General features: G+C 37.2%; 8 protein-coding genes. 4 read left to right on the forward strand and 4 right to left on the reverse strand.

Annotation, left to right across the window (positions count from 1 at the left end; all coding sequences use genetic code 11):
• The 4 genes from F6K40_RS18345 to F6K40_RS18360 all read right to left on the reverse strand — a co-directional run.
• Positions 1 to 844 (reverse strand): helix-turn-helix domain-containing protein (locus F6K40_RS18345; protein WP_293138351.1); only part of this gene is annotated, 844 nt, incomplete at its 3' end.
• 46 nt (positions 845 to 890) lie between these two features.
• A complete protein-coding gene (locus F6K40_RS18350) occupies positions 891 to 1,217 on the reverse strand; it encodes a recombinase family protein (RefSeq protein WP_293138395.1) in 327 nt (108 codons plus the stop codon).
• A 539-nt stretch (positions 1,218 to 1,756) separates the two neighbouring features.
• Positions 1,757 to 2,452: an energy-coupling factor ABC transporter ATP-binding protein gene (locus F6K40_RS18355; protein ID WP_293138353.1), complete on the reverse strand. Its 696-nt coding sequence runs from the start codon at positions 2,450 to 2,452 to the stop codon at positions 1,757 to 1,759.
• Positions 2,449 to 2,715 (reverse strand): UPF0367 protein family, encoded by a 267-nt coding sequence (locus F6K40_RS18360; protein ID WP_293138355.1) that lies wholly within the window; start codon positions 2,713 to 2,715, stop codon positions 2,449 to 2,451. The genes F6K40_RS18355 and F6K40_RS18360 overlap by 4 nt, the downstream gene beginning before the upstream one ends.
• Before the next feature lie 941 nt (positions 2,716 to 3,656).
• Between F6K40_RS18360 and psbD the strand changes: the two genes are divergently transcribed.
• The 4 genes from psbD to F6K40_RS18380 all read left to right on the forward strand — a co-directional run bounded on the left by psbD (position 3,657) and on the right by F6K40_RS18380 (position 12,500).
• Entirely contained in the window at positions 3,657 to 4,715 is a 1,059-nt protein-coding gene (psbD, locus tag F6K40_RS18365; RefSeq protein WP_293138357.1) for a photosystem II D2 protein (photosystem q(a) protein), read from the forward strand.
• Between the two features lie 996 nt (positions 4,716 to 5,711).
• A complete protein-coding gene (locus F6K40_RS18370; RefSeq protein ID WP_293138359.1) occupies positions 5,712 to 5,993 on the forward strand; it encodes a 4a-hydroxytetrahydrobiopterin dehydratase in 282 nt (93 codons plus the stop codon).
• Positions 5,994 to 7,428: 1,435 nt separating this feature from the next.
• Positions 7,429 to 9,060, forward strand: a complete 1,632-nt coding sequence (locus F6K40_RS18375; RefSeq protein WP_293138361.1) for an HD family phosphohydrolase — start codon at positions 7,429 to 7,431, stop codon at positions 9,058 to 9,060.
• A 1,526-nt stretch (positions 9,061 to 10,586) separates the two neighbouring features.
• Positions 10,587 to 12,500 carry an iron uptake porin gene (locus F6K40_RS18380; RefSeq protein WP_293138363.1) on the forward strand — a complete coding sequence of 638 codons (1,914 nt, stop codon included), beginning with the start codon at positions 10,587 to 10,589 and terminating at the stop codon, positions 12,498 to 12,500.
• Positions 12,501 to 12,712: the final 212 nt, after the last annotated feature.

Here is a 12,712-nt window from a genome sequence, read left to right on the forward strand (position 1 = left end):
GAGATACTTCAAAAGTAGGAAGCAAAATTACATCAAAGTTTTTAACTAAAAATAAAGCTGTTTTGTGGTGCAATTCATCTACTAGGTTTCTAATTTTTAACCTTAGTCGATTAGCTGCTTTTTTCATACGTTGTTTGGTTTTAGATTTAGCTTTGGTTAGTCTGGAAATTAAATCATCCAAATGATAGCAGAGTCGCTGGATTCTTCCGATATCACCAGAACCTATCCAACCAAAACTATTTTCAGAGAATAACGTTAAAAAGTTTCTGACGCCTGGATCTAAAGCCACAATCCGGTTTTGATTTTCAACTGGATATTTTGTGCTCTTCACTGGCAAACAAAGATAACATTGTCCTCGCTCCACAACTAGCCTACAATCTCCAAAATCTTCTGGTAGTGATTCAGAAAATTTAATTTCTCCTAACTTTGTGTAATAAACACCCTTGGCCGAAACTGCTGATTTAGGAATATAGCTTGATTGTATTGGATTCTTTCTAGATTTAAACTTGACTTGTTGAAATTGGCCAGTCTGAGAATATTTAATTTTTGCTTCTTTGACTGAATTACAAGCATCACGAACAGCAATAGATTTAATCTGATCAGGAACAGGTTTAGCCCATTCAGGAAGATTCCTTAAAATCTCTCCTTTAATTGCTTTCCAGTTAGCTTTGGTATCAGGTTGCTGAAGATATTCAACAGTGCGGTTATAGGTAAATCTAGCAACACCTATCCATTGTCTAAGTAGTTGTCTTTGTTCCCGGTTGAGGTAAATCCGAATCTTCTTTGATTTTTGAAAAGGACTTTCTAAGTCCGTGGATTCTACAGGAGAAAATATGGATGACACAGACCCACCCCCATCCCTTCCTGGGAGGGGGGCTAGAAGGGTGGATTTATGATTCTGGGCAGTGTAGAGTGTGGTTGAGAACCAGGATTTCTCCACCGTTTTGTTGGACCAAACACTGTATAAGCTCGAATCCAAATCTCGTGAGTCTGTCCCTACAGGCAACAATAATTTGGAGCTGATCTCTTGGCAAGATTCTGTCCAGTATGGCTCTAAGACCTTTTCTTTTAAAGTTGAGTCCCCTACCGATGTCTTTGATGACTTCAGGTCCTGGGTACTGGCTTTGCATGAACTCAACAAGTCTATTGAGGTGGTCTCTTTGTTTTGCTGATGAGACTCGGCAGTAGCAAACAGTGGAAGCTCTAGCTGCACCCATTATGTAGGACTTTGTGTCAGACAATCTTGGCCATCCTTCGTTTTTGATGATTTTGATTTTGCCCTCATCGACCTATTTCCGTTTTTTTTATTTAGGATGTAAGCCAAGTATTTCTACTGCTTTTCTAAGGTTCACATAACTCATATAGTTTTTGTGAACTTATATGAGTATATATAAGCTAATCAAAAACTGTTTGTCAACCTTTTAAAAATTAATTGAACATTGGTAAGTAGAAAGTAGGGAATAAAAAATATAGAGCAGTGGTCATTTCAGTTATCAGTTATCAGTTATCAGTCAACCTCCGATTGAAGTCGGAGGTTTGAAATACTGAATTAAATATTTTTTTCATCCTCTTAAAAGGGGAGGCTTTAGACCTCGTTTTTTGGTAAAAATAATTTTTTCTAGCTATTTTATCAGACCATCAAAATATACAATTAATTTGGCTTACCTAATTAATTGTATTTACCCAAAATCATCCACATCTTATATTTCTAACTTCCTAAAGTTTAAACTTAAAGGCTTAGTCTAGAGGGGATGATTCAATATGAATTTTTAATTAAACGTTGTTTCAAAAGTTCAGGATGGCCTTGGTCTACTACTTGGCCTTTATCTAGTAGAAATGCTCCATCAGAATAATCCAACTCATTTAAGCGATGAGTAACCCACAGAGCAGTAATACCTCGCTTTTTCACCAAACTTTGAACTTGACTCACCAAATCTAATTGACTATCTGGATCGAGTAAAGCTGTAGGTTCATCCAAAAGTAAAATATCGCAGTTGCGGGCAATAGCACCAGCAATAGCAATTCTTTGTTTTTGTCCCCCGCTCAAAGCATATATTGGTCGCCGTTGTAATTCTAATAAATTTACGGCACTTAAAGCATCTTCTACCCGATGACGAATTTGAGGTTGAGACAATCTCTCCTCAACTAACCCAAAAGCGACATCTGCTCCTACTGTAGGCATCACAAGTTGATGGTCAGGATTTTGGAAAACAAACCCTATTTGTCCTTCAAAATGAATTGTTCCAGACTGAGGAGACAAAAGTTGGGCTAATAATCTTAATAGAGTTGATTTACCACTGCCATTAGTACCCAAGAGCATCCAAAACTCTCCCTTGGGTACTTTTAGAGAACAAGAGCGTAATACTTGGCTACCGTTAGGCCAATTAAAACAAATATCCTCTACTAAAATTGCTGGATTAGTAACTTTAATAGTTTTATCCTTTGGCTTCATTGGGTCAGAGCGACAAAACCTGGTGGCCTACCAGTAGCAGTAGCACCAGATTTTTGGGAAATTTGAACACCAGAAACTTCACTGATTACTACAGCAATTTTTTTCTCTGGCATTTTCTCACAAGTAAGTTCTAAAAGTTGAGGGTTTCCAGAACGAATAGACTCAACAATTTGTTGATAAACAGCCTCAGCGTCCTCAGCGGACTTACGTTGTACTGAAAATGGCACGGGGGTGTACTTCACAATGATGTCAATAGTGAACATTTTTTAATTTAGTGAGCTTGAAGGGCAATTTTATCCCATTTTAACCGCAAGCAGTATAACGATAAATTTCCAACCTTGCATATAGAGCTTATTGGTTCAAAAACTGTTTACCTACTTCTTGACATCCTCCCGACGCTGCTCTGCGAGACAGCAAGGGATTCCCATCCACCAATCAAACAGACTAAGCTGACTGAACGACTCAGGGAGGGTTGACACCTCGCTGGAAAATGCTGGCTTACCAGTCTAACGCTTCCTCCGTGTCCGTTTTAAGTCTCCGAGTGCCCCTCGGCGACTTGATTAAAAAGTGATAGTAGTCTTAACCTTGGTTTTTGGTTAAGTAACATTTGCATTTTAACATGCTTATCTGTAAAACCACTCTTATTGATTGGTTTTCAGGCCCTAGCTCCCCTACGGGAGAGCGCGGGTCTTCAACCAACGTTGAGATAAATTTTATGATGAAAAATACATCTTAATTCCTTGATTAAGTTAATGCTCTGAATCAGGACTTACGCACGCATATCAAATTGTACACCACCTGTAGGGGCTATTTGTGAATCGCCCCTACTAGATATGGTGCTTCTGCGTAAGTCCTGTGAATATACGTTTTTACACCAATATGACCCACTCAGTGAATTGTACAATTATTTATCCTGGCTACAGTTCCGTTGTACTTTAAATAGAAGTTATTTTTCCAAGAGAGATTGTATTGCGACATTGAGATTGCTACTTGAAAATCTAAAATCTAACAAAATAATGTCCGAAAAAACTTATTTTTCTGGTTGCCCCAATTGAAAATTACCTTTATAATGAGAATCACGGTAACAAAATTAAACAATTTTGATAAAAGCTCTCATATTCTGCTTTAGCAGAACGTCATAACTATATTATGGTGGAGAAAAAACATTAACCGTAGTTATCATAATTATTTGGAGAATTCCGTAATGACTGCAGCAGTCGGACGCCCACAAACTCAAAGAGGACCATTCGATGTCCTTGATGACTGGCTCAAACGCGATCGCTTTGTATTCGTTGGTTGGTCAGGTATACTATTGTTCCCTTGTGCATTCCTGGCCATAGGAGGATGGTTAACTGGTACTACCTTTGTAACTTCCTGGTATACTCATGGTTTAGCCAGTTCTTACTTAGAAGGCTGTAATTTTCTAACTGTTGCAGTTAGCAGTCCAGCTTATAGCATGGGACATTCCCTACTATTCCTCTGGGGTCCAGAAGCTCAGTGGGATTTTGCCCGTTGGTGTCAAATCGGCGGCCTTTGGTCATTCGTTGCCTTACACGGTGCATTTTCTCTCATTGGTTTCTGCCTACGTCAGATTGAAATTGCCCGTTTGGTTGGAATACGTCCTTATAACGCTATTGCCTTCACAGGACCAATTGCTGTATTTGTGAGTGTATTCTTAATGTACCCATTGGGTCAATCAAGCTGGTTCTTTGGACCTAGTTTCGGTGTTGCTGGTATCTTCCGATTCATCCTATTTTTACAAGGATTCCATAACTGGACACTCAACCCATTCCACATGATGGGTGTAGCAGGAATATTGGGTGGTGCACTTTTGTGTGCTATTCATGGTGCTACGGTAGAAAATACACTTTTCCAAGATGGAGAGGCAGCAAATACCTTCCGCGCATTTGAGCCTACTCAATCCGAAGAAACATATTCCATGGTGACAGCTAATCGTTTCTGGTCTCAAATCTTCGGTATTGCATTTTCCAACAAGCGTTGGTTACACTTCTTCATGTTGTTTGTACCAGTAACAGGATTGTGGATGAGTTCCATAGGTATCATAGGTTTAGCATTTAACCTACGAGCTTATGACTTCGTATCTCAAGAGTTACGGGCAGCAGAAGACCCAGAGTTTGAAACATTTTATACCAAAAACATTTTGCTGAACGAGGGTATCCGAGCTTGGATGTCTCCTGCAGATCAGCCACATCAAAACTTTATCTTCCCTGAAGAAGTATTACCTCGTGGTAATGCTCTGTAATATACCATAATTTATCACAGAATAAGTTTAATACTTATCCTTTAATGAATAGTTCCTACATGAATGTGTAGGAGCTATTTTTTTTGTCCAAAAAGCCATCCATACAGGATTTGTCAAAAATCCATAGAGGGAGGTATGATTCAAAAATTAATAATTAATAATTAATAATTAATAATTACCAAAAAATTAGGTCTAAAGCCTCCCCTTGGATAGGGGATGAAAAAGCGGTCGAGGGATGGCGAGGTTTCCTCGCCATATCCAATCGACCAAGAGAAATATTTAATTCAGTATTTCAAGTCTTTGATTTTAGTCGGAGGTTCACTGATAACTGATAACTGATAACTGATAACTGATAACTGATAACTGAAATGACCTCTCCTTGAAAACGGATAGGATTGACTAATCATGAAAATTTTTATTTATTATCCCCTATCCAAGGGGAGGCTTAATACCAAAATTTTTCGGTAAAGTTTTGAGGACAATTATTGATTCTTGAGATTTCCCGACGCTGCTATGCTCGAAATAGCATAAGAAATCTAAACCTCACGATTTAGGTTTCTGTTTCAGAACATCGGCCTCTTTCAGGCTCTTGTTTACACAACTGGACTGAACATTGGCATAGCTTCAAAAAAAATTAACCAGACAATTGCATTCTAAAATTTTTGTGCTAATATAATAAACGTAAATAAAGTAAAAAAACCGCTTAGGGAAAAAAGGAGGTGATGCCTATGCCAGATAGTAGTAAACGCATGGGTCACCTGATTGGAAAATATCGGCTGTGCGCCGGGGCTGCTCTCTAGTAGTTAGTCTTTGTTCCTCCCTAGGAACTATAAAATTAACCTTAATTAGGCTGACCTAGGGTTCCGCCCGGCAGTCAGATTCCAATTAGTGTGATCCTCTAGACCGCTCTTGTCTAAAATTAGTGCTTAGGTATTTACTAAAACACTATCCGAGATAAGAGCGGATAGTTTTTTGAGCAATTTTAGGAATAGTTCAATGACTGAATTACTAACTGTAGAAGAAATTAATCAACGTACCACTCAACTATCAGATTGGAAATTAGAAGGTAACAAGCTTAAGTGTATAAAAATATTTAAAGATTTTGTTGAAGCGATTGCTTTTGTGAATAAATTAGTAGCTCCTGCTGAAGCATCACAACATCATCCAGATTTGGAAGTATCCTACAATCAAGTGACAGTTATATTAACAACCCATGATGCTGGTGGCTTAACAGAAAAAGATTTTAGTATGGCTCAAACAATATCTAGCTTAGGTTAGTCTAACTTTAAAAATCTACAGGGAAATATTTTAGGTAGTAGTAATAGTAATTATAGAATAAATGGTATAGCAAGGTTTTTTCAGGGTGCTATAGGAGAGAAACTCAAGAATATTTTCTGAATCAAGATTAGGCGTGAAACCAAGTTTGACTTAAAGATTATAACTAAAATTGGAGTAAGGAAAAGTTCTTAGTATTTTTCTGTATCACCATTTCCCGATATCTCTAATCCCTATTTGACTCAAAAATTATACCTTGATTTTTGGGTAATAACTTTTTTAGATTAGGTCATATCAAAATAATGATTTCCCTTTAAAGTCTCCCCTTTAAAGCGCGAAAAAATTTATTTTTTTTCCTTTTAGTCAATCCTCTCCCTAAAAGGAAGAGGTAATTATCTATTAATGAAAGAACCTTTTTTAGTTCTTAAACTACTTAGCTAATAATATTTTTATAGGTAAGTATAATATAAAATCCCCCGAAAGGGAGGGTTGTTTCAAAAATTAATAAGTTAGTTAGCTCTGGGTAGGTTTGAGTAATGTAGAGGTGGAAAATGGGAAAAGATTACTCAATTTAGTTATTTGAACGAATTAACTCTTCTTAAATAGGCTAATTATTCTGATTAAATCAGCTTTTTTTCAATTACTGTTAGATGAGTAGAATAAATTTGATGATTTCCTAACTATTGATGAAAAATTCTCTCACATCACCGATTTACTATCTATACATTTAGATATATTTTTACGCTTATGAAAGCTGTTTTCCTTAAATGAAAAATGCTTTAGACACAAATGTTAGATAACTAAAAAGTATTTTTTCTTATCTGTTTTTTTTATTAGAACTTTTTGAAAAAATGTTATGAGTGAGTACCATAAATAGAGAATAGGGAATGGGCAATGTTTGACTGTTAATTTTCTGCATTTATCCACTCAGGTGAGAAACAAATACCTGGTTTTTGATATTGATTTAATGACTTTTTTTTACACTTTTTAAACCTCTAATTAGGGTTTGCTGAAAAAGTCTTCTTGCTGTTTCTAGTAGTCAGTAGTCAGTAGTCAGTAGAAATGGTGGATTTAAAGAATCTAATTGGAACAATTATTTCTCAAAACTTCCCGTTTTATTTTCTCCTCATCCTTGCTTTTTGTAGCTCACGAGAGCAAAAAACTGGCAGTTTTTTCACACAGATAATCGCTCAAATCTTTAGTTGATCAGCTTGATATATTTATTCAGCAAGCCCTAATTATAAGAATATCTATAGATTCATTATTTATTGAGCAGCTCCCAATGAAAAGTTAATTAGTTAAAATCCAGAAAGTTAATATTCTTTAGTTTAAAATAATTTTTTCTGAGTATACTTTCATTGCGAAAACTATTAAAAACTACTATATTAATTAATAACTAAGTTAATTTAAGGTCAAGGCTATTGACTAAGCCTAAACTATGCTCCAGATAAATATGCTTAAGTGGTTACAAGAACCTACTGAAACCACAGAATTATTAATAGAGCAGCTACTAGATATTGGTGTAGCTTTGTCTGACACTCATAATTTGGGTGAATTATTAAATTTGATATTATCCAAAAGTCGGGAAATAACTTGTAGTGATGCGGGTAGTATTTATTTAGTAGATGAAGTAGATAATAAACAAAAGAAGTTACTGTTTAAGGCAGCCCAAAATGATTCTTTTCCCGAACTAGCTTTTCAGGAACTACGATTAGCTATGACAGATGAAAGTTTGACTGGGTATGTTGCATTAACTGGTCAAACTTTAAATTTACTTGATGTTTACAATCTTCCTGATAATACTCCCTATAAGTTTGATAAAAGTTTTGATAATAAAATAGGTTATCGTACTTGTTCAGTCTTAATTTTACCAATACAAAACCGACATCAGGAAATTATTGGAGTGCTTCAGCTAATTAATCGTAAGGTTGAATCTAATGTTGTACTAACAAAAGAAAATGCCAAAGAATTAACTCAGCCATATTCAAAATGGGAAGAGAGAATATTAATTTCTCTAGCTTCTCAAGCTGCTATATCTATAGAGAGAAATTATCTACAAGAAAATATAGAAAATTTATTTGAGGGTTTTGTCAAAGCATCAGTACAAGCGATAGAAGCAAGAGATCATTGCACATCAGGTCATTCAGAGCGAGTAGCCAAATTAACTGTAGGACTGTGTGAAGAAGTAAATATGATTACTAATGGAGTATTATCGCCGATATATTTTAGTAATCAGCAAATTAAAGAAATCCGTTATGCAGCCCTGTTACATGATTTTGGTAAAATAGGTGTGCCAGAGGCTATTTTAACAAAACGCAAAAAATTATATCAAGAACAATTAGAGCTAATCCAACAAAGATTTTCTGTAGCCCAACGTACTTTAGAAATGGAATCGGCTCAAACTAAGTACAAATATTTACTTGAACATTTATCAGGTATATCTCAACTACATACTCAAGAAAATTGTCCTTTGTGCGAAAAAATTCAAAATTTAGATTTAGAACTAGAAACAGCAATTGGTCAGTTAAACAACTATTGGCAAACAATACTAACAGCTAACGAGCCTACAGTTCTAGCAGAAGAACCACTGAAGCAACTACAGGAAATATCACTTTATACCTACAAAGATGTAGATGGTCAAATTAAACCTTTGATTACACCAGATGAAATGGCTCAACTTACAGTTCCTAGGGGCAACTTGACTCCTATAGAACGACAAGCAATTGAGGCTCATGTAACAGATTCTTACAAATTTTTAAAGCAGATTCCCTGGACAAAAAATCTACAGAAGATACCAGAAATTGCTTATGGACACCATGAGAAGTTGGACGGTAGTGGTTATCCTAGGGGACTAAAGGAAAATGAAATTTCTATTCAAACTCAGATAATAGTTATCGCAGATATATACGATGCTTTAACGGCTGGCGATCGCCCATATAAACAAGGCTTACCTGTAGAAGTTGCTCTCGGAATTATGCGTTCTGAAGCAGCCCAGAATAAAATTAACAGCCATTTCTTGGAACTATTTGAACAAAAGCAAGTATACTCGATACTAGGACATATTCATTAATGGATAATGGATAATTATATCTCCCTTTTAGAGCTATACTTGAGACGCATCTTTTTTAACAAATCACTTGACAAAATAGACTCGTTATGCTTGAGTTTTGGAGAGGCTTTTTGAGGAGAAAAAGTATATTACATTTTTTTAAGGAATTAAGTAGGGATTGCTGATTAAATATTAAAGCATTTACAGATAAGGACTTCAACATTTTTAAGCCCTTAAAAAATGCTTCGTTTTCAGTTGAAAACTCTCAGAAAGTTTAGCATTTTGGGTAAGAATTGGGCATAAAAATTACTCCCGTACGGACGTTTTTGTTATGCAACGTCCCTACCCACTCCCCTATTCCCTAGCTCTCCACATCAAGGTCTTAAAAATTTTGAAAAAAGGTTGTTGATACAAAAAAATTGTGATAGTCTGTCAATCATCTACTTAACTTATTTATATGGACAGGCTGTTGCTTTTATAGCGATCAGCTTGGAATATTATTCAAAAGTAATTCCTGCTCTCTTTGACCAAGGATAAAGGGTTTGCGGTTTAACTATGTGGTGCTTGATCCACTCGCGTTTGACTAGACTTTCAGACCTTTGAGTAACTTTAGTTGAGTGGTATAGCTAAAATCTTAATGTAAAAAATCTAAAAAATTTGTAGTAAAGGTCATAAAAGATTCTGTTTGTGCTATAAAAAAGTCGAACAAATATCAAAATTTGTTCTAGGGTGGGAATTATTTTAATATTGCTGGAAGCCAACCTGATTCTAGAAAGATATATCTGGACTCCGATCAAAAATTGGAGTAGGTTTTGTAACCCACAAATTTAACTTTCCTGGCGGGAAGTCCCGCGCTCTCCATCCCCCCTAACCCCCCGTGCATAGGGGGGAGGGGGAGCGTCGGGATGAAAGCCTAGGTCTGGATTCGGATACCTTCATAAGCTAAAGGAATGTTGCCCAAGACACAAGCTAGGAGCATTTTGTTATTGTAAAAGTCAAAACAGGGGGAGGACATCACCTCTGTCATGCGCAGCGGTCAGGGTTTCCCAGACGCTCAGAATCCCGCGTTGTCCCGTAAGGGCAACGTCGGGAGTATGTCAAAACTAGGCGTCTTGTTCTTATCAGCAAGACAATACCTGGAACAGCCATTACTTTAACTGGTGATGCTATACAGATTCTTGGTTATGTACCCGCCAAGTCTCATAAATACTGTATAAAAGAAGACCTTTGTCGAAACTCCTTCAGTTGAGAGCTGAACAAGGGAAGCTTATCTTTCAATGAGCAGCTTAAACTTGAAGGCACAGATAAGGGTCTATAAGAATTCTTCATAAGTCGCGGGAGGGCATTCTGAGACAAAAAACGGACGTGGAGGCAAGCGTAACCCACCCCCATCCCCTCCTGGGAGGGTAGTAAGAGGGGTGGGTGCAGCAGCCAATGAAAGGTCAACTCACCGAGGAGCTACGGCTCGGTAGGAAGCCCCGTACCTTTAGGTCGGGGAGGATGTCAAAAACTTTATAAAGCAATATTGGTGTGAGGATGAGGGGAAAATGTCAAAAATATTCTGGAATTGTCTACTATTTAGCCCAGCAGTCTTAGGAGCAACTCTTGTTGCATCCTCAACTGCTGTGGCGATTGACAGTCAACCAACTAATACAGTTATTCAGCCTCAAGCTGCAACAACTGAAAATTTATCAACAAATATAATAGATACACAGGGAACTGAACTATTAGCTCAAGTTACTGGAACCAATTCGGCTAATTCTGTTGCTAATACACCAGCAACTACCATACGACAAATTAACCGCTATGGTAGAGAAGGTCGCAATCTTCGTCAACCAGGTCTTCGTAATATTACGAGAAGTCGGAGGCGAAAGGGACAAGTTACTTCTGTATCCCAACTTTCTGATGTTCAACCTACAGATTGGGCATTTCAAGCACTACAGTCCTTAGTTGAGCGTTATGGATGTATTGTTGGATATCCAGATGGTACTTACAGAGGCAACCGTGCCTTGACTCGTTTTGAATTTGCTGCTGGTGTTAATGCTTGCCTAGATAGAATTACAGAACTTTTACAAGCAGCCATAGCAGATACAGTAACTAGAGAAGACTTAGCAATTCTGCAAAGGTTACAGGAAGAATTTTCTGCTGAATTAGCAATTCTCCGGGGTCGTGTTGATGCTCTAGAAGCTCGTGCTGCTGAATTGGAGGCCAATCAATTTTCCACAACTACTAAACTTAGAGGTGAGATAATTTTTGCCCTTGTTGATAACTTTGAAGACGAAGGGCGATTTGGAGCGTTCAGTGATAATGTCCAGGACGAAGACCAAACGGTATTTCAATATAGAGTACGTCTGAATTTCAATACTAGCTTTTCTGGTGAAGACTTATTATTTACTAGGTTACAAGCAGGCAATGCTCAAGCATTTAACCAGAAAATAGCTGAGTCTGAAGGACAGCAAACTTTTAATATTCTTGACCGCACAGATGATACGGTTCAGTTAGATAAGCTTTTCTACAAGTTCCCTGTCAGAGATAACATCAGGGTAACTATTGCTGCTAATAAGGTAAGTTGGTACGACTTTGTTCCTACACTTAATCCTTACATGGAAGACTTTGATGGAGGAAGTGGTTCTCTCAGTTCTTTTGGTCAAAGGAACCCCATCTATCGTTTAGGGGGGGGTAAAGGACTTGGAGTTGAGTATGATTTTGGTTGTAAAGACCAATATGCTTGTACCTATAGTCCGTTTGCTGTATCTTTTGGCTACTTAGCAGCAGAAGGTGAGAATCCTCGTGAAGGAGCAGGTCTGTTTAATGGAGATTATGCTGCACTGGCGCAACTAACGTTTACTCCCATCAGAAATTTCCAAATTGGACTTACCTACAACAAAGGCTATTTTGGACCAGGAAACTTTGGATTTGATGATGGTGCAGCTACAGGTCTAGGTGATAGTGGTAGTTTAAACAGTGGATTTGTGGGAACTGGTATTGCTAATAGTGTGTATGGTCTAAATGCTGGACTTAATGACCGCCGACCAGGTTCAGTTAATATTGCTAAGTCAGTTTCTACTAATGCTTATGGTGTAGAAATGTCTTGGCGAGCTGCTGATTGGGTAACCATTAATGGGTTTGGTATGTATCTTGATGGGAAGCTAATTGGCTTAGGTGATTTTGAAATATGGACTTATGGAACTACTATTGCTTTCCCTGATTTATTTAAGGAAGGTAGTTTAGGTGGTATTGTTGTAGGCCGGGAACCTTACTTGAATGATTTAGAAGTTCCTAATGGGTTAGCTTCAGGATTGCGAACAGATATGTCATGGCATCTTGAAGCATTCTATAAATATCAAGTTACAGATCACATTTCAATTACTCCTGGTGTGACTGTAATTACAAATGCTAACCAAGATGATGATAATGATGAGTTAATTATTGGTACTATCAGAACTACGTTCCAGTTCTAGTGGTTAGTTGAAAAAGTTAGGGTGGTATTTGCCACCCTTTAAGGAAGTCAGAAGTCAGAAGTCAGAAGTCAGAAGTTATCTTTGTAATGGGGATTTGATCAAGTCTCCAAAAATATTTCGCCGATCTTGATCGGGTTTTAGACCCAATTAGTTTGATAAATTAATGGAATAGGACTTATGAACGCCGAACCCAGAAAGCAAATTTTTGCCTA

The organism is Okeania sp. SIO3I5, assembly GCF_010672085.1.
GTDB lineage: Bacteria > Cyanobacteriota > Cyanobacteriia > Cyanobacteriales > Microcoleaceae > Trichodesmium.

What these genes read in the sequence shown, in the direction of transcription:
- F6K40_RS18355 (WP_293138353.1), bottom strand. Translation starts at nt 2,452, where the DNA reads ATGAAGCCAAAGGATAAAACTATTAAAGTTACTAATCCAGCAATTTTA.
- F6K40_RS18375 (WP_293138361.1), top strand. Translation starts at nt 7,429, where the DNA reads ATGCTCCAGATAAATATGCTTAAGTGGTTACAAGAACCTACTGAAACC.
- F6K40_RS18350 (WP_293138395.1), bottom strand. Translation starts at nt 1,217, where the DNA reads ATGGGTGCAGCTAGAGCTTCCACTGTTTGCTACTGCCGAGTCTCATCA.
- F6K40_RS18370 (WP_293138359.1), top strand. Translation starts at nt 5,712, where the DNA reads ATGACTGAATTACTAACTGTAGAAGAAATTAATCAACGTACCACTCAA.
- psbD (WP_293138357.1), top strand. Translation starts at nt 3,657, where the DNA reads ATGACTGCAGCAGTCGGACGCCCACAAACTCAAAGAGGACCATTCGAT.
- F6K40_RS18380 (WP_293138363.1), top strand. Translation starts at nt 10,587, where the DNA reads ATGTCAAAAATATTCTGGAATTGTCTACTATTTAGCCCAGCAGTCTTA.
- F6K40_RS18360 (WP_293138355.1), bottom strand. Translation starts at nt 2,715, where the DNA reads ATGTTCACTATTGACATCATTGTGAAGTACACCCCCGTGCCATTTTCA.